The sequence below is a fragment of the Janthinobacterium sp. SUN100 genome, assembly GCF_030397705.1.
GTDB lineage: Bacteria > Pseudomonadota > Gammaproteobacteria > Burkholderiales > Burkholderiaceae_D > Janthinobacterium > Janthinobacterium kumbetense.
In genome coordinates, this window is the sequence record NZ_JAPUBU010000008.1 from 94,587 (window position 1) to 112,158 (window position 17,572).

Annotated in this window: 12 protein-coding genes and 4 tRNA genes; 11 read left to right on the plus strand and 5 right to left on the minus strand. The window is 60.8% G+C overall.

Translation table 11 applies throughout. From position 1 onward, the window contains the following. Window positions 1–79 precede the first annotated feature (79 nt). A complete protein-coding gene (locus O0881_RS28475; protein ID WP_289914028.1) occupies window positions 80–1,951 on the minus strand; it encodes a phosphoenolpyruvate carboxykinase (GTP) in 1,872 nt (623 codons plus the stop codon). Between the two features lie 328 nt (window positions 1,952–2,279). Between O0881_RS28475 and O0881_RS28480 the strand changes: the two genes are divergently transcribed. Beyond that, the gene (locus O0881_RS28480) at window positions 2,280–3,293 is read left to right on the plus strand and encodes a D-2-hydroxyacid dehydrogenase family protein (RefSeq protein ID WP_289914029.1); all 1,014 of its coding nucleotides are present in this window, start codon (window positions 2,280–2,282) and stop codon (window positions 3,291–3,293) included. Here O0881_RS28480 and O0881_RS28485 read toward each other — a convergent pair. Further along, entirely contained in the window at window positions 3,281–4,054 is a 774-nt protein-coding gene (locus O0881_RS28485) for an L-asparaginase (protein ID WP_289914030.1), read from the minus strand. The two genes, O0881_RS28480 and O0881_RS28485, sit on opposite strands and share 13 nt — an antisense overlap. A gap of 178 nt (window positions 4,055–4,232) precedes the next feature. Here O0881_RS28485 and O0881_RS28490 point away from each other — a divergent pair, with 178 nt between their 5' ends. Together O0881_RS28490 and O0881_RS28495 are read left to right on the plus strand one after the other, a co-directional pair. Next, window positions 4,233–4,718 carry an asparaginase domain-containing protein gene (locus O0881_RS28490; protein ID WP_034781194.1) on the plus strand — a complete coding sequence of 162 codons (486 nt, stop codon included), beginning with the start codon at window positions 4,233–4,235 and terminating at the stop codon, window positions 4,716–4,718. Between the two features lie 610 nt (window positions 4,719–5,328). Next, window positions 5,329–7,974, plus strand: coding sequence for a TonB-dependent receptor (locus tag O0881_RS28495; protein ID WP_289914031.1), 2,646 nt, complete (start codon window positions 5,329–5,331; stop codon window positions 7,972–7,974). Window positions 7,975–8,126: 152 nt separating this feature from the next. On the opposite strand, the gene O0881_RS28500 is transcribed toward O0881_RS28495, so the two are convergent. Both O0881_RS28500 and dinB read right to left on the minus strand, forming a co-directional pair. Then, window positions 8,127–9,023 (minus strand): recombination-associated protein RdgC, encoded by an 897-nt coding sequence (locus tag O0881_RS28500; protein ID WP_034754435.1) that lies wholly within the window; start codon window positions 9,021–9,023, stop codon window positions 8,127–8,129. Between the two features lie 118 nt (window positions 9,024–9,141). Next, complete coding sequence (dinB, locus tag O0881_RS28505) at window positions 9,142–10,326, minus strand: DNA polymerase IV (protein ID WP_289914032.1); 1,185 nt, start codon at window positions 10,324–10,326, stop codon at window positions 9,142–9,144. Between the two features lie 181 nt (window positions 10,327–10,507). Between dinB and O0881_RS28510 the strand changes: the two genes are divergently transcribed. The 8 genes from O0881_RS28510 to O0881_RS28545 all read left to right on the plus strand — a co-directional run bounded on the left by O0881_RS28510 (window position 10,508) and on the right by O0881_RS28545 (window position 15,833). Then, the gene (locus O0881_RS28510) at window positions 10,508–12,679 is read left to right on the plus strand and encodes a S9 family peptidase (protein WP_289914033.1); all 2,172 of its coding nucleotides are present in this window, start codon (window positions 10,508–10,510) and stop codon (window positions 12,677–12,679) included. A gap of 220 nt (window positions 12,680–12,899) precedes the next feature. Then, window positions 12,900–12,975, plus strand: a tRNA-Val gene (locus O0881_RS28515). 54 nt (window positions 12,976–13,029) lie between these two features. Further along, window positions 13,030–13,106 (plus strand) — tRNA-Asp (locus O0881_RS28520). A 217-nt stretch (window positions 13,107–13,323) separates the two neighbouring features. Further along, window positions 13,324–13,399, plus strand: a tRNA-Val gene (locus O0881_RS28525). A 56-nt stretch (window positions 13,400–13,455) separates the two neighbouring features. Further along, window positions 13,456–13,532, plus strand: a tRNA-Asp gene (locus O0881_RS28530). A 105-nt stretch (window positions 13,533–13,637) separates the two neighbouring features. Next, window positions 13,638–14,741 carry a hypothetical protein gene (locus O0881_RS28535; RefSeq protein WP_289914034.1) on the plus strand — a complete coding sequence of 368 codons (1,104 nt, stop codon included), beginning with the start codon at window positions 13,638–13,640 and terminating at the stop codon, window positions 14,739–14,741. Next, on the plus strand, window positions 14,732–15,358 hold the full coding sequence (locus O0881_RS28540) for an ATP-binding cassette domain-containing protein (protein WP_289914035.1): 627 nt from the start codon (window positions 14,732–14,734) through the stop codon (window positions 15,356–15,358). Before O0881_RS28535 ends, O0881_RS28540 begins: the two co-directional genes overlap by 10 nt. 136 nt (window positions 15,359–15,494) lie before the next feature. Then, window positions 15,495–15,833 (plus strand): CzcE family metal-binding protein, encoded by a 339-nt coding sequence (locus tag O0881_RS28545; protein ID WP_251351566.1) that lies wholly within the window; start codon window positions 15,495–15,497, stop codon window positions 15,831–15,833. A gap of 72 nt (window positions 15,834–15,905) precedes the next feature. Here O0881_RS28545 and ahpF read toward each other — a convergent pair whose 3' ends face one another. Continuing rightward, the gene (gene ahpF / locus O0881_RS28550) at window positions 15,906–17,501 is read right to left on the minus strand and encodes an alkyl hydroperoxide reductase subunit F (protein ID WP_099666110.1); all 1,596 of its coding nucleotides are present in this window, start codon (window positions 17,499–17,501) and stop codon (window positions 15,906–15,908) included. Window positions 17,502–17,572: the final 71 nt, after the last annotated feature.

Genomic DNA, 17,572 nt, shown 5'->3' on the forward strand with positions numbered 1-17,572 from the left:
CCAGTCTTTGCCGGCGTGTTTCTCCCCCACTACAACTCTTCACACCTGACAAGCTTGTCAGGCGCCGCTTGACGCTAACTTACGCACTCAGCCGCTTTTCCAGCGCCGCCTTGTGACCTGCCAATTCCTGCGGCAGATGATACGCGAGTTTTTCGAACAACTCCGTATGCAATTTCAATTCTTCCACCCACGCGGCCTTGTCGATCGAGGTGATGGTGTCGAACTGTTCTTGCGTGAATGGCAAGCCATCCCAGTTCAGGTCGCCATACTGCGGCGTCGTGCCGAACAGGTTTTCCACGCCGCCCGCCTTGCCTTCGATACGCTCCAGCATCCATTTGAGTACGCGCATGTTGTCGCCAAAGCCAGGCCAGACGAATTTGCCAGCCTCGTCCGTACGGAACCAGTTGACGCAATAGATCTTCGGCAGGGCAGCCGGGTTGACCTTGCCCACCTTGACGCCCATGTCCAGCCAGTGCTGGAAGTAATCGCTCATGTTATAGCCGATAAACGGCAACATGGCAAATGGATCGCGGCGCACGACGCCCATCTGGCCCACGGCCGCGGCCGTCGTTTCCGAGCCCATGGTGGCGGCCATGTAGACGCCCTCGACCCAGTTGCGCGCTTCGGTGACGAGCGGCACGGTGGTGGAGCGGCGACCGCCGAAGATGAAGGCCGAGATCGGCACGCCGGCCGGATCGTCCCAGGCGGCGTCGATCACTGGGTTTTGCGTTGCCGCAACCGTGAAGCGCGCATTCGGGTGCGCCGCCTTGGTGCCGGACGCTGGCGTCCAGTCCTTGCCCTGCCAGTCGATCAGGTGGCTTGGTGCTTCTTTCGTCAAGCCTTCCCACCAGACGTCGCCGTCGTCCGTCAGCGCCACGTTGGTGAAGATCGTGTTGTCGCGCATGGACGCCATGCAGTTGTAATTGGTTTTTTCGTTGGTGCCCGGCGCCACGCCAAAATAACCGGCTTCCGGATTGATGGCGTACAAACGGCCGTCGGCGCCCGGCTTGATCCAGGCGATATCGTCGCCGATGGTCGTCACTTTCCAGCCGTTAAAACTTGCCGGCGGAATCAGCATGGCGAAGTTGGTCTTGCCGCAAGCGGACGGGAACGCTGCCGCCACGTAGTGTTTCTTGCCTTCCGGCGATTCCACGCCGAGGATCAGCATGTGTTCGGCCAGCCAGCCCGGGTTGCTGTCCGATGCTTGCGCTTCCTGGTAACCCATGTTCGACGCGATGCGCAGGGCGAAACATTTCTTGCCCAGCAAGGCGTTGCCGCCGTAACCCGAACCGAAGGACCAGATTTCGCGCGTTTCCGGGAAATGCACGATGTATTTGGCGCTGTTGCACGGCCATTTCACGTCGGCCTGGCCGGCGGCCAGCGGTGCGCCCACGCTGTGTACGCACGGCACGAACTCGCCATCCGTACCCAGCACGTCGTACACGGCACGGCCCATGCGGGTCATGATCTTCATGTTGACGGCGACATATGGCGAATCGGACAGTTCCACGCCGATGTGCGCGATCGGCGAACCCAGCGGGCCCATCGAGAAGGGCACGACGTACATGGTGCGGCCGCGCATGCAACCATCGAACAGGCCGTTCAAGGTGTGGCGCATTTCGCCAGGCTCGGTCCAGTTATTCGTCGGGCCGGCCGCTTCTTTTGTTGCCGAGCAGATATACGTGCGGTCTTCGACGCGGGCCACGTCGCTCGGATCGGAGCAGGCCAGGTAGGAATTCGGGCGCTTTTGCGCATTCAGTTTTTTCATGGTGCCGCTGGCAACCATTTCAGCGCACAAGCGCTCATACTCTTCTTGCGAACCATCGCACCAGTAAATACGCTCTGGCTTGGTCAGCGCAGCAATGTCGGCCACCCAGTTGATCAGTTTCTGTTGTTTAATATAAGCTGGGACGTTGAGTGCGGCGACGCCACCCATGACGGGCTGATTCATATTACCTCCAATACCAATAAAAGAAATTCTGGTCATTCCGGCAAGACAGGCAGCATCGTTGAGAGGTGGCTGCGGCTCACTGCGGGCGGCATGCTCACGCGGGCAGGGCTCTGGTGTCGTTTACCTGGATCATGCACCCAGGCTGCAGGAACAGTTTGCGCTATAACTATAATCAGGAAGCTTCAAAAGTGCCGGCGATTGTACACCCGCATAACGGCTATTCTCGCAAAAATGTAGGAGAATAGCTTGACTAATGTAGTAGGCTATTCAGCATTTCCCGTATCCTGTTATTTCCCTACCAAATCCTCACTAAAATCGGCCATCCACCATGAAAATTGCCATACTCGATGATTATCAGGATGCCGTGCGCGGCCTCGATTGTTTCCAGTTGCTCGATGGCCACGAGGTCAAGGTGTTCAGCAACACGGCGCGGGGCCTGGGCCAGCTGGCGATCCGCCTGGCGCCATACGACGCGCTGGTGCTGATCCGCGAACGCAGCAGTTTCAACCGCGCCCTGCTGTCGAAATTGCCGAATCTGAAACTGATTTCGCAAACGGGCAAGGTAAGCGGGCACATCGACGTGCCGGCCGCCACCGAGCTGGGCATCGCCATCGCGGAAGGCATCGGCTCGCCCACGGCGCCGGCCGAACTGACGTGGGCGCTGATCATGGCGGCGCAGCGCAAGATCGTGCCGTACGCGCAACATTTACAGGAAGGGCTGTGGCAGACGTCGTCGCTGGAGCCGGCGCGCAATACGCTTGGCACGGTATTGAAAGGGCGCACCCTGGCGATCTGGGGCTACGGCAAGATCGGGCAATTGATCGCCGGCTATGGCCGCGCCTTCGGCATGACCATCCTCGTGTGGGGCAGCGAAGCGAGCCGCGCAGCGGCCGTGGCGGCCGGCGATACGGCGGCCACATCGCGGGAAGCCTTCTTTGAACAGGCCGACGTCTTGACCCTGCACCTGCGTCTGTCCGATGCGACGCGTGGCCTGGTAACAGCCGAGGACCTGGCGCGTATGAAGCCGACGTCCCTGTTCGTCAACACGAGCCGCGCCGAGCTGGTGATGGACGGCGCGCTGGAAGCGGCGCTGCCGCAGGGGCGCCCGGGCGCCGCCGCGCTGGACGTATTTACGGACGAACCGCTGCCGCCAGGCTCGCCATTGCTGCTGCTGCCGAACGTGCTGGCCACGCCACACCTGGGCTACGTCGAGCGTGACAGCTATGAACTGTATTTCCGCTACGCCTTGCAAAACATCGTTGATTTTGCGCAAGGTCAATGCACGCGCCTGCTCAATCCCGAGGCGCTGGCGCATGCGCGACAAGCTCCTCAGGAACGCTGAAAGCCCTTCAACAAGTCCGGCTCGCCCGTGATGCGGATGGCGGGTGCGGGCAGCACGTGGCGGCCGCGCCACAGGCCGGCCCAGCCGGGCGGCCAGGCGATGTCCGGTCCGGCGTACGCCGCCACGCCGGCGCGCACGGCAACGACCGGCACGGGCGGCATGTCGGGCAAGGGTTCGCCTGGCGTGCGCTGCATGTCCAGGCTGTACATGTAATCGGGTAATAAAGCATCGCAGACGCGGCCAAACCAGTGGCTATGGTCGTCGTCGCGTCCCAGCGCCTGCGCCAGGCCCTGCGGGTCGAAACGGGCCAGGGCATCGATCAGCTCGCCCGTGGTGGCGCCAGGCGTATCGCCCCAGCCCATCACCGGGTTGACGTTGTAATCGGCGCCCGAACCGTACCAGCCTTCGCGCCAGGGCCGCTGCATCCAGTCGCGCGGCCCCGTAAACAAATGCCAGCGCCAGTGCAGGCCGGACGGCTTGGGCCACGAGTACAGATACAGCTTCTGATAGCCGGCCTGGTGCAGCTCGCGCACCATGGCCATCAGGCGCGCATGCGGCATGCGGTCCGGCGGCGCGCGGCGAAACAGGATCGCTTCGCCATCGGCAAACTGCACGTCGTCGGTCGACAGGTTCAGGTCCAGGGTCCGCGCTTCGCTGCCGAAACGGGCGGCGATCCAGCCCGTCAGCAAATTGACGGACGTGATCACCCCGTAACCGCGGTGGCGGTGAAAAATGACGGTGCCGGGAGCGAGCGCTTTCATACGGAGTCGGGGTGGCAGGCAAACAAAGAAACCAGTGTACTCACAGATGGCCAAATTTTCCAGATGCGGCGCGGTAGCGGGGCGGCAGGCACGCTGGCCCATCTGTGGCAGCATTCACGCAACGCTGCCAATCCACGCTATCATGCGCGTCATTCTCCACTGACATCGTGACCACATCATGACTTTGCGCATACTCGCCACTGGCGGCACTTTCGACAAACACTACAACGAATTGAACGGTACCCTGGGCTTTTCCGACAGTCATTTGCCGGCAGCGATTGCCCGCGCACGCATGACGGCGCCCGTGGCGCTGGAGCAATTGCCCCTGCTCGATTCGCTCGACATGCAGGATGCGGACCGCCAGCGCGTGCTGGCCTCGTGCCGCGCGGCACAGGAAAAAGCCATCGTCATCATCCACGGCACCGACACCATGCGCGAAACGGCGCAGGTGCTGGGCGCGGCGAACCTGCAGCAAACGGTCATTTTGACGGGCGCCATGATTCCCTACGAAATCGACAACTCCGACGCCCTGTTCAACCTGGGCTTTGCCTGCGGCGTGGCGCAAACCTTGCCAGCCGGCGTGTACGTGGCCATGAATGGCCAGATCTTCGCTTGGGACAATGTGCAAAAGAACCGCGCCGCCGGCGTATTCCAGCCCTTGTAAGCCGATGCCAGGACGGGAGGTAAAAGCAGACCGGCCCGCGGCCTGACTGGCCCTTTGTCACAATTCAACGAGCCCGTTTTCAACGGGCTTTTTTTACGTTTTTTTTGCCATTCATAAATTCTGCGAAACCACAGATTTCATCGAATTATTGCAGGTAAAACATCAAATTGCCAATACAATAATTTTATGTTGTAAAAAAACGCCATTGATCATTTTTAAAAACACCGATATCTTTAAATATAAACCTGCAATTTAACAATTAAATTAAATATTCTTCTGTATCCATAATTTATTGCCAAATCCGACACGGTTGATATGCATTTTTTCTTGCTGAGACGACATAATGTTCGCCTCGACAAGTCAAAAGTGCATTTATAACAATATTGCGCTAAGTAGTCTTCCACCTCCCACCGACGTGGTTCCGCCTACCGTACACGAGCACCGCTGGTCATCTATCCGATGGCTTGATACGTGCTCGTGTACTGCTTGTCGTTATTAAAACTACTACGGAGTAATTGTTACAATGGCATTTAAAGAAAAAATTGGCGTACGCAGCGTACGCCTGGCCCTGACCGTACTGGCAGGTAGCGTCTTGTTCTCTGGCCAATCCATGGCGGACGAAGCAATTCAAAAAGTTGAAATTACCGGTTCGAGTATCAAGCGTATCGCTGTCGAAGGCGCCTTGCCTGTACAGCGCCTGACGCAAGAAGCGATCGCCAAGACGGGCGCCACCACGGTTGCCGACCTGCTCCAGGCACTGCCCGCCATGCAGGGCTTTACCGTCGGCGCCGCAGCAGCAGGCACCAATTCGGGCGGCCGCACCAGCGCGTCGATCCATGACATCGGCGAAGATTACACCCTGGTCCTGCTGAACGGCCGCCGCATCGCGCCACAAGGCTCGGGCACTTCCGTCAACCTGAACGCCATTCCGATGAGCGCCGTTGAACGCGTCGAAGTGCTGACCGACGGCGCTTCGGCCCTGTACGGCTCGGACGCCATCGCCGGCGTGATCAACTTCATTCTGAAGAAGAACCAGCAAGGCGGCTCCCTGGAAGCCACCTATGGCGGTCCGGAAGACAAGGGCGGCAACGCCTGGAACACCAGCGTGACCTATGGCGTCGGCGACATCGACGAAGACCGTTTTAACGTGCTGGTATCGTACCGCCATGACGAGCAATCGAACTTGCGCGCCACCGACCGCACGTTCGCCCGTTCGTCGCGTATTCCAGTGAGCTATAACGGCAAACAATACGTCTACGACAAGACCGCCATAGGCACGGCACCGGCCAACGCCACCGTGTCCGTCAAAGGCAAAGACGATTACCTCTTCAATCCATACCTGGCGAAGAATGATAATTGTGGCGCCGTGACCAATGCCCCACTGGCAGCCAATAAGCTGGCTTGCGGCTACGATGGCGGTTCGACGGTTGAAATCGTGCCTGAATCGAAGCGCGACAGCCTGTTTACCCGCGCCACCTACAAACTCAACGATTCGCTGAATGCGTTTGCCGAAGTCGCCTACTCGCGTTATGACCTGACCGCACGCATCTCGGCCAATCCGGTGGCAATCCCGATTGCGCTTAACGGTGCGCAGTACAACAAGTATGTCCTGCCTTACCTGACACCAGAGCAGGTCAAGGACATCACCTCCGTGTCAGCCAACTATCGCATGAGCGACTGGGGTACCCGCGACTCCAACACCATCACCGAGACCAAGCACTTCGTCGTCGGCGTCGAAGGCGAAATTGGCGCGTGGAACATCGATGCGGGCTTGACCTGGTCGCAAAATTCCATCGATGAACGCTACATCGGCGGCTATGCGAAAACGGCCGATATGAAGGCCCTGCTGAAAAATCCGGCGTTCAACCCGTTCGTGCCGGCCGGCACGCCATCGCCGGAAATGCAAGCGCTGATCAACAATTCGCAATTCAAAGGTTCGATCCGCACGGCATCGACCACCATGCGCGGCATCGATGCGCACGGTTCCCGTGAACTGTTCACCTTGCCAGGCGGCAAAGCCAACATCGGTATCGGCGCCGACTACCGCGAGTACAACTACGGCCAGACGCCAGATGCAGGTGCAAACACCAGCACCATCTACGGCTTCAACACCTCGCCACGCTATGACCTGAGCCGTTCAACCTACGGCGTCTTCGCCGAATTGCTGGCTCCGATCACCAAAACGGTAGAAGTGAGTCTGGCTGGCCGCTATGACTCCGTGTCGGCGATCGACAATGGCGTCATCAACAAGACCATCGGCAAGGATGCCAATGCCAATACCTACAAAGTCACGGCACGCTGGCAGCCGATACAGCAAGTACTGCTGCGCGGCTCCTACGGCACGGGCTTCAAGGCTCCGGACATGCTGAGCATTGGTCAGCCTCTGGTCAACAACGGCTTTACCGGTGCTAACTGGAATTGCCCATTCCCAGGCGATGCGCTGTGCCGTGCGCCTAACAGCCAGTACAATAAAATGTCTGGTGGTAACGAAAACCTGAAACCGGAAAAATCGAAACAGTTCACCGTCGGTTTCCGTATCGAGCCTAGCTCGGCATTCTCCTTCGGCGCCGACCTGTGGGACGTGAAAATCACCGATGCGGTTTCGTCCGTGAGCGAAGCGCAAGCGTTCAACAACCCAGGCATGTACCGCAACCTGTTCGGCACCTACATCGAACCGACGACCGGCAAGCCGTACTATGCGTTCAAGTCGCTGTCGATGAACATTGGCCAGACGCATAACCGCGGTATCGACTGGGACATGACGGCACGCAAGAAGTTCGATATCGGTAACTTCACGGCTAACCTGAGCGGTACGCATATGCTCAAGGCCGACTACACCGTACCAGGCACCAAGGATCAGTGGACCAACAACATGAACTACTACGGCATTTCCGATGCCGTCACGTTCCGTAACCTGATGAAGCTCAACATGAGCCTGGAATCGGGCAAGCTGACCAACACGGTCATCGTGAGCTACCGTAATGGCTACACCGACGCTTCGGCCGAGGTGGTCAACCTGGCCACCAACGCAAAGGAAAATATCCGTCTGCACGTGCCTTCGTACACGACGGTTGACTTCCAGGGCCGCTATGCGTACAGCAAAGCAGTGACCTTGCGCGCAGGTATCAAAAACCTGTTCGATCGTGAACCGCCGCTGTCGCTGCGCAGCTCGCGTGGTCACCAGGTTGGCTACGATCCACGCTACGCAGATCCAATGATGCGTTCGTTCTACTTCACGGCCCAGTACAAGTTCTAAGTTGACCTCGTCAACCTAGGCTGAGCCGACCGAGGGCCTTGCAAACGCAAGGCCCTTTTTTTCGTCCAAAGCCCGCCATGCCATGCCAGGCGAAGGGCGAAGGGCGAAAAAAAAGGAGCCGCAGCTCCTTTTTCGTACCGGCATGACTGCGCTTATGCAGTCGCTTCGCCGCCCAGGGCTTCAACCACGTCGGCCATCAGCTTGCTCAACTCGCCCGTCATCAGCATCACGTCGCCGTCGAAACGCTCTTCGTCGTTCTTCGTGCTCGATTCCGTTTCCTTGATCACGTCCAGCGGCTTGACGCTCTTGATGGCCAGCGATTCCGTCAGCACGAACGAAATCTTGTCGTTCCACGTCATGGCCAGGCGCGTGCACTGCTTGCCGGCCGCGATGTGGCGGCGCACGTCGTCCGCTTCCAGGGTGTGGCGCACGTAGCGCACGGTGGCCTTGCTCTCGCCCGTGGCGCGCAATTCCGTATCCATGTCGACCGTGAAGCCGGCAGGCGCATCGTCCGCCTGCAGCCACTCCGTCATCACCGCCACGGGCGAGCGCTGCACGCGCAGGCTTTCCAGCGGCAGCTTGTCCACGGCCTTGAGCAGCAGCTTGATGACTTCATCGGCTTTCGCCGGGCTGGCGGCATCGACCACCAGCCAGCCATTGACGGGGTCGATCCACGTCCAGACGTTGCTGCGGATGCTGAAGGCGCGCGGCAACAGTTCGTCGGCCACGCGTTCCTTCAATTCCTTCATGGCTTTCTTGCCTGGTGCAAAGCCTTGCGCTTCTTCCATCTCGGCGGCGCGGGCCTTGGCCACCTGGTTGATGACGGTCGCTGGCAACAGTTTCTTTTCCGTACCCAGCAAGATCAGCATCTGCTTGTTGACCACGTGGACCAGGCCGCCGTTCGGGCGTGGCGTATCCCAGCCCTGGCGCATCAGATCCATGCTGGTCGCCGGCGTAAATTTGTTCGAGGACAAGGCCTCTTCCAGTTGTTCTGGCGTATAGGCCCATGGTGCGGGCAGGCGGTAAATCTGAAGATTCTTGAACCACATAGTTTTTGTCTTCCGTTTGTTTCAGTAGTGCCAGGGGAACGCCATTCTACACTTTCGACACGGGAATGCCGTCAAAAGCGCGGACTGGCGCGGTGTTGTTGATGCGTGGGGAATGCCGCTACAGGGCTGGAAACAGCTCCGCCTGGGCTGGCGCCTGCCGCATCACGATGGCCGGATCCGACAAGGTCGAGATACGCACGCCCAGCAGGCGGATTTTCTTTTCAAATGGCACGCGCCGCAAGCAATCGCGGCTGGCCCGCAGGATGGCGGCGGCGTCCGCCGTGGCGCTGGGCAAGGTGATGTCGCGCGTGACGGTGCTGAAATCCTCGAAACGCAGCTTGATGCCCACCGTGCGCCCCGCCAGCGACTGTTTATCCAGGTCGCCCGCCACGCGCGTGCACAGGCTTTCCAGCTTTTCCGACAGCGTGGCGCGGTCGCGCACCACCTGCAAGTCGCGCTCGAACGTCGTTTCGCGGCTGACGGACTTGGTTTCCCGGCTCGTCTGCACGGGCCGCTCGTCGATGCCCAGCGCCGCCTGGCGCAGCCAGCCCGTGTACAGGTCGCCAAACTGCGTGCGCAGCATGGCCAGGTCGGCTTGCGCCAGCTCGCCGATGGTGACTATGCCCAGCGCTTCCAGCTTGGCCGTCGCCTTCGGGCCGATGCCGTTGATCTTTTTCGCCGGCAAGGGCCACACGCGCGTGGCGATATCCTCGGGCGACAAAATGGTGAGTCCGTCGGGTTTTTCCAAGTCGGAACAGATTTTCGCCAGCAATTTGTTGGGCGCCAGGCCAATCGAGCACGACAGGCCCGTCGCCTCGAACACGGCCGCCTTCAGGCGCGCCGCCATGGCCGGCGCCTGCGCGCCGTGTTCCGTCAGGTCGACATAGATTTCATCGATGCCCACGTTCTGGATGATGGGGCACAACTGGGCCACGGCTTGCTTGAAGCGGGCCGAATACTCGCGGTACGCCTCGAAATCGGCCGGCAGCAGGATGCTGTCGGGCGCCAGTTTCGCCGCCTTCATGATGCCCATGGCGGAAAACACGCCAAACGCGCGCGCCGCATAGGTCGACGTGGTGACGACGCCGCGCCCCACATAATCGCGCATGCGCGCAAACTGCCGCGTGCCGTCAATCTGCAGCACGGGCTGCTGCAAGCGCCCGCCGCCGATGACGACGGCTTCGCCGCGCAATTCCGGATATTTCAACAGTTCCACGGAGGCAAAGAAGGCGTCCATGTCCAGGTGGGCGATCCAGCGGCGCGCGGCGGGTGCTTCGGCAAGTGTGGGGGCAGATGAAATCAAAAAACACCTCGCGGCGGATCGGCTTGCCTTCATTGCGGCAAGATACTGTGCATGCATACAGTATTACCGGAAATGACCGCGGATGCAAGTTGAAACGCACAGGACCCGATGGCGACGATCAGCGGTTGCTTTTCTCAATAGCAAGATTACAATCCTGACACAACTATTCAAAGGAGTTGCCTTGTCTACAGCACATCATGCCTTGCGTCGCCGGTCCGTCTGGTCATCCATCCTGCCGGCCCTGCTACTGTCCACGCTGGCGCCATCCGCGCTGGCCGCCGACACCACCACCACCATCGCCACGGCCGTCGCCCCCGTCGCCGCCAAGACAGCCTGGCAGGAAACGCGCCACGGCACGGTCGTCACGGACGACTACCGCTGGCTGCAAAAGAAAGCCGATCCTGCCGTGATCGACTACCTGAATGCGGAAAACGCCTACACGGCCGCCGTCACGGCGCCGATCCAGCCGCTGGCCGACAAGGTATATGCGGAAGTCAAGGGGCGCATGCAGGAAGTGGACTTGTCCGTGCCTGCGCGCCAGGGCAATTTCTACTATTACACGCGTGTGGAAGCGGGCAAGCAATACCCGATTCACTGCCGCCGCCCCGTCGGCGCCAGCGGCGCCTATGATGCGCAGGCGGCCGAGGAAATCTTGCTGGACCAAAATCAATTGGCCGAAGGCCACAAATTCTTTGCCGTGCGCGCATTTAGCATCAGCCCGAATGAACAGTTGCTGGCCTACACCACCGACACGACGGGTTTCCGCCAGTACGAGCTGCACGTCAAGGATTTGAAAACGGGCAAGTTGCTGGGCGACAGCATGCCGCGCGTGACATCGCTGGCCTGGGCGGCGGATAACGCCACCCTGATGCTGGCGCAGGAAGACGCCACCACCAAACGCTCGGACCGCTTGTTCCGCCTGGCCCTGGGCGGTGCGCCGCAACAGGTCTACCACGAGCCGGTGGAGCAGTTCGCCATCCATGTGGACCGCACGCGCGACAAGCAATTCTTCGTGCTCACCTCGGGCAGCACGGACACGAGCGAAGTGCTGCTGCTGCCAACGAGCAAGCCGCAAGGCACGTTCCAATCCGTGCTGAAACGTGAAAAAGGCCACCGCTACGGCATCGAGCACCGCGACGGCCAGCTGTATATTCTGACCAACAAGGGGGCGAAGAATTTCCGTGTCGTCAGCGCGCCATTCTCTGCGCCGCAGCCGAAGAACTGGAAGCCCGTCGTGCCGCACAACAAGGATGCCGTGATCCAGTCCATCGACGTCTTCCAGGGCTACCTGGTGGTGATGGAAAAGGCACGCGCCCTGAACCGCGCCCGCATCTTTGATTTTGCGCAAAAGAACTGGAAGGCGGTGCAGTTCGACGACCCCGTCTACCTGGCCACGGCGGCCGGCACGCCGGAGTTTTCCGCCACGCAATTTCGCATGTCCTACCAGTCGCCCGTCACGCCGCCCACCGTCATCGACGTCAGCATGCAGGACGGCAAGCGCACGGTGCTGAAGCAGCAGGAAATCGTCGGCGGCTTCGACAGCAGCCGCTACACCACGCAGCGCTTGTGGGTGAAGGCGCGCGATGGCGTGCAAGTGCCGCTGTGGGTCGTCTACAAGAAAGGCGTCAAGCTCGACGGTTCCGCGCCGCTGCTGCTGTACTCGTACGGCTCCTACGGCATTTCCACGGAAGCCACTTTTTCCATCAGCCGCATCAGCCTGCTGGAACGGGGCGTCATCTATGCGCAAGCACATATCCGTGGCGGCACCGACATGGGCGAAGCCTGGCATGAAGACGGCATGCTGATGAAGAAGAAAAACACCTTCAATGACTTCATCGACAGCGCCGACTACCTGGTGCGCGAAAAATGGACCAGCCCGAACCGCCTCATCATCCAGGGCGGCAGCGCGGGCGGCTTGCTGATGGGCGCCGTCGTCAACATGCGCCCCGACCTGTTCCACGCCGTGCACGCGGCCGTACCGTTTGTCGACGTGATGAACACCATGATGGACGCCAGCCTGCCCCTGACCACGGGCGAGTACCTGGAATGGGGCGACCCGAACCAGAAGGCCGCGTACGACTACATGCTCAGCTACTCGCCGTACGACAACATTGCGCGCAAGAATTACCCGGCCATGCTGGTGACGACGGGCCTGAACGACAGCCAGGTCATGTACTGGGAACCAGCAAAATATGTGGCCAAGCTGCGCGCCTATAAAACGGACAGCAACCCCCTGCTACTGAAAACGAATATGGGTGCCGGCCACGGCGGCGCGTCGGGCCGCTATAACGCCATCGCCGAAAACGCGTTCAATATGGCGTGGATGCTGTCGCAATGGGGCATCACGGAATAGGAGCCCTGAGAAAAAGCCCATGGCAGCGTTACATTGCCTCGCCGTACTATCCGTACTGTCTTCGGCAATGCGCCTTGCCCTGCACTTTTTTCAGATGCTCCCAACCGCATTCGGGCAATAATGTAAAAAAAGCGCTTGCAGAAGGATTTTACCCGTCCTATAATAGCGCCTCTTCCAGACGTGGTGACAAACGTCGGGATGGTTTTCTGAGACAAGCAACGGGTGCTTAGCTCAGTTGGTAGAGCGGCGCCCTTACAAGGCGTAGGTCGGGAGTTCGAGCCTCTCAGCACCCACCAAATCAGAAAACTGTCCAGTGCTTCATGGATCAGCAATACAGATCATACGAGCTTGGAGTGGTAGTTCAGTTGGTTAGAATACCGGCCTGTCACGTCGGGGGTCGCGGGTTCGAGTCCCGTCCGCTCCGCCAATAAAAGAAAAGCCCTTTGGTTCCTGGAACCGAAGGGCTTTTCCCATTTCAGAAGCCAAAAACACGTCCATCCCCTCTCGCCTGAACATTTTTGCGCTTTTCAGCAAAAAAACTGCCATTCCCCCTCAAGAATAGTTGCACAAGCACGATAGCGCCCCCTATAATAGTGCCTCTTCCAGACGTGGTGACAAACGTCGGGATAGTTTTCTGGGTATGCGGGTGCTTAGCTCAGTTGGTAGAGCGGCGCCCTTACAAGGCGTAGGTCGGGAGTTCGAGCCTCTCAGCACCCACCACCAAACAGAAAATTATCCAGTGCTTCATGGATCAGCAACACAGATCATACGAGCTTGGAGTGGTAGTTCAGTTGGTTAGAATACCGGCCTGTCACGTCGGGGGTCGCGGGTTCGAGTCCCGTCCGCTCCGCCAATAAAAGAAAAGCCCTTTGGTTCCTGGAACCGAAGGGCTTTTCCCATTGTGGGAGCGCAAATGCACTAGAATCAGCGCTCTTGCCGACTCCGCCGCTCCTGCCTGATGCGCCTGCCCCGCAGCTTTTCCCCCTACCTCGCCCTGCGCTTGCGCCTGGCCCATCATGCTTTGCTGCAATTTGCCGCCAGCCTGGCCAGTTCCATGGAAATTCTCGTGTTCCTGGCCGGTCCCGTCCTGCTGGGCCTGCTCAGCGTCATCGCCCTGCCCGGATTTCTCGCCATGAATCTGCCCTGGCCAGCGGCCCTGGGCTTGCTGGCGGCGCAAGTGCTGCTCACGTGCCTGCCCGCCTGGCTGCTGCGCAAGCGATTGTTGCCTGCCGCCACCGCCGCGTGGCTGCGCCAGCTGCCCTTGCCGCGCCACCTGCGCTGGCAAGCCGACATCGCCGTGGCCGGCCTGCTGATGCTGCCGCTGGGCCTCGCCTATGCCGTCTCGGCCACCATGTGGCTGCTGCAGTCGCCGCCCTGGCTGCGCCCCATTGCCGCGCCCGGCATGGCCGCCCCCCTCGCCGTCTGGCTGCTGGCGTGGCTGCTGACGGCGCGCATCGTGGCGCAACGCCTGCGCGCGCCGCGGCCCGCCCACAGGGCGCGTGCGCCCACGATGACGGCGTATGTGCCGCAACGGCCCCGCTGGCGTACGATGTTTCTATGGCGCCAGCTGTTCTGGCTGCCGTTCTGGCGCAATGAAAACGTGATCGGCCTGCAGCAAAGCGTGCTGCAGGCCACGGCTGGCGCCAGCATGCTGGCCTGGCTGCTGCGCGCGCCGCTCGTGCCCGCGCCGCTGCTCGGTTTGCTGGCCAGCGCCAGCCTGGTCATCGTGACGGACCGGGGCGACAAGGCCGTGCGCGAGCAGATCGCCGTGCTGCGCCCCGCATTGGACGCCTGGCCCCTGGCCAGCACGGCCTTGACGCGCCTGGCCTGCGCCGCCAGCCTGCTCCCCGCCTTTGCCGTGCTGCTGGGCGCTGGCATCTTGCTGTATTGCATCGATCCCGCCGCCCTGCAGCGGCGCGTGACCGGCGTCTACGCCCTCACCGCCAGCGCGACCCTGCTGGCCATCGTCGGCCTGCCCCGCCTCACGCCGCGCGGGCGCGTCGCCCTCGTCGTTTTCTCCATCCTTGCCTTGAGCGCCATCGGAAGCGAATTATGGATTTGAACCTGCCTACTCCCGTGCTGCACCTCGAGCACCTCGATTTTCACTTCCCCACGCACAGCGTCTTCCAGGACTACAACCAGCAATTCGGCCCCGGCGTCACCTGGCTGCGCGGCGCGAACGGCGCCGGCAAGACGACCCTGCTGAAACTGGCGGGCGGCGCCCTGCTGCCCGCGCGCGGCGCCATCCGCCTCGATGACGTCGACAGCATCGCCATGCCGCTGGCCTACCGTGCCCAGACCTTCTATTGCGGCGGCGACACGCCCGCCCTGCCCTGGCTGCAAGTGCACGAGTTTCTCGACCTGCACCTGGCCTTGTACCCAGGCAGCGACCAGTCGCTGCTGAACGCGGAATTGCACGCCTTTGCCATGACATCAACCTTGCAGCAAAGCATCACCGCCCTCTCGCTGGGACAGCATAAAAAGCTGCAACTGGCCCTGGCCCTGGCCTTGCCGGTGCGCCTGCTGCTGATCGACGAACCGTTCAATGGCCTCGACGCGGCCGCCATGGCCCACTTGCGCGCGCGCCTGGCCGAACCGTCCCGCCTGGCGCGCCAATGCATCGTGCTGACCAGCCATTTGGCGCCGGACGTGCCGCTGGCGGCGACGCTGGAAATATAGACAGGAAATACAGCTTTGCAGATCGACCAAGGACAGCTTACGATGCCGTGTTGCAAAAACCGGCGATCCCGGTGCAGCCATTACCCATAACACGGCGCGCTTATTCACCGCGCCTGGCTTATTCTTGGAGATTATTATGTTGAACACCCACCGCCGCGCCCTGGCGATTTTGTGCGCTGCCTTCGCCACCTCGGCCATCGCCGCCGGCCCCACGGGCACGGCCGCCGACTATGGCAGCAGCGCCCCGCACGCCGCCGCCCAGCGCACCATCGAGCTGCAGGCCGACGCCCGCCACATCAACGTCACGCACGGCGAAACCGTCACCATCGCGCGCGCCGGCCAGCGTTTTACGTGGCACGTGCACACCTTCAACAACAAGACCGTCTTCGCCCTGGCCGACATCGCGCCGAAGGACATGCCCGTCGATGGCATCCAGGTGTATGTGGCCGGCAACCCGCTGTACGCGGGCAGCTAAGTTTCTTCTACGCATAAAAAAACCGGAACCCCCTTGCGGCAGTTCCGGTTTTTTCTTGATACGGCTCAATAGTTACGCCGTCAGTGCTTCCTTGGCGGCAGACTCTTCGACCACTTCCTCGTCGTCCGAGCGGATCAGGTGGTCAAAGGCGGACAGGGCTGCCTTGGCGCCTTCGCCGGTGGCGATGATGATCTGCTTGTACGGCACCGTGGTGACGTCGCCGGCCGCAAACACGCCGGGGATCGAGGTCTGGCCGCGGGCATCGACTTCGATTTCGCCGTGGCGCGACAACGCTACCGTGCCTTTCAGCCACTCCGTGTTCGGCACCAGGCCGATTTGCACGAAGACGCCTTCCAGCTCGACCTTCTTCGATTCGCCGCTGACCCGGTCCGTGTAGCTCAGGCCATTGACGATCTTGCCGTCACCGTGGATCTCCGTGGTTTGCGCCGAGGTGATCACGGTCACGTTAGGCAGGCTGTGCAGCTTGCGTTGCAGCACCGCATCGGCGCGCAGTTCCGCGCCGAACTCGATCAGGGTCACGTGTTTCACGAGGCCGGCCAGGTCGATCGCCGCTTCCACGCCGGAGTTGCCGCCGCCGATCACGGCCACGCGCTTGCCCTTGAACAGCGGGCCATCGCAGTGCGGGCAGTAGGCGACACCGTGGTTGCGGTATTCCTTCTCGCCCGGCACGTTGATTTCGCGCCAGCGGGCGCCGGTAGCCAGGATGACGGTCTTGGCTTTCAGGATCGCGCCATTCGCCGTTTCGATCTGCACCAATTTGCCCGGCGTCAATTTCGCGGCGCGCTGGGTGTTCATGATGTCGACTTCGTATTCCTTGACGTGCTGTTCCAGCGCCATGGCGAACTTCGGACCATCCGTTTCCTTGACGGAAATAAAGTTTTCGATGGCAAGGGTGTCGAGCACCTGGCCGCCGAAACGCTCGGCCAGCACGCCCGTCTTGATGCCTTTGCGGGCCGCGTAGATGGCCGCTGCCGCGCCGGCAGGGCCGCCGCCGACGATCAGCACGTCGAACACGTCTTTCTTGTTCAGCGCTTCCGCCTGGCGGGCGCCGGCGTTGGTGTCGAGCTTGGCGAGGATTTCCTCGACATTCGTGCGGCCCTGGCCGAAGTGTTCACCGTTCAGGAACATCATCGGCACGGCCATGATCTGGCGCGCTTCCACTTCTTGCGGGAACACGCCGCCATCGATGGTGGTGACCTTGATGCGCGGGTTGATCACCGCCATGGCATTCAATGCCTGCACCACTTCCGGGCAGTTATGGCAGGAGAGCGAAATAAACGTTTCAAACTCGTAATCGCCGTCAAGGTTGCGGATCTGCTCGATCACGGCATCGTCGAACTTGATGGTGTGGCCGCCCACTTGCAGCAGCGCCAGCACCAGCGAGGTAAATTCATGGCCCAGCGGCACGCCGGCGAAACGCACGCCGATATCGGTGCCGGGGCGGTTGATGCTGAACGACGGGGTCCGTACGCCAGCGTCAGTGCGCTCGACCAGCGTGATCTTGTCGCTCAACAGGACTATTTCCTGGAGCAATTCTTTCATCTCGCGGGCTTTTGCGCTGTCATCGAGAGAAGCGACCAACTCAAGCGGATACACCACTTTTTCCAGGTAGGATTTCAGTTGGGTTTTGAGGGTGGCGTCTAACATGATTTTTTCCTTTTCTACAAATATTTAGGCGAATGCCGGGCCGGACACCCGGTCCGGCATCGCGGTAACTA

What these genes read in the sequence shown, in the direction of transcription:
- O0881_RS28545 (WP_251351566.1), top strand. Translation starts at nt 15,495, where the DNA reads ATGTTGAACACCCACCGCCGCGCCCTGGCGATTTTGTGCGCTGCCTTC.
- ahpF (WP_099666110.1), bottom strand. Translation starts at nt 17,501, where the DNA reads ATGTTAGACGCCACCCTCAAAACCCAACTGAAATCCTACCTGGAAAAA.
- O0881_RS28540 (WP_289914035.1), top strand. Translation starts at nt 14,732, where the DNA reads ATGGATTTGAACCTGCCTACTCCCGTGCTGCACCTCGAGCACCTCGAT.
- O0881_RS28485 (WP_289914030.1), bottom strand. Translation starts at nt 4,054, where the DNA reads ATGAAAGCGCTCGCTCCCGGCACCGTCATTTTTCACCGCCACCGCGGT.
- O0881_RS28500 (WP_034754435.1), bottom strand. Translation starts at nt 9,023, where the DNA reads ATGTGGTTCAAGAATCTTCAGATTTACCGCCTGCCCGCACCATGGGCC.
- O0881_RS28535 (WP_289914034.1), top strand. Translation starts at nt 13,638, where the DNA reads ATGCGCCTGCCCCGCAGCTTTTCCCCCTACCTCGCCCTGCGCTTGCGC.
- O0881_RS28480 (WP_289914029.1), top strand. Translation starts at nt 2,280, where the DNA reads ATGAAAATTGCCATACTCGATGATTATCAGGATGCCGTGCGCGGCCTC.
- O0881_RS28475 (WP_289914028.1), bottom strand. Translation starts at nt 1,951, where the DNA reads ATGAATCAGCCCGTCATGGGTGGCGTCGCCGCACTCAACGTCCCAGCT.
- O0881_RS28495 (WP_289914031.1), top strand. Translation starts at nt 5,329, where the DNA reads ATGGCGGACGAAGCAATTCAAAAAGTTGAAATTACCGGTTCGAGTATC.
- O0881_RS28490 (WP_034781194.1), top strand. Translation starts at nt 4,233, where the DNA reads ATGACTTTGCGCATACTCGCCACTGGCGGCACTTTCGACAAACACTAC.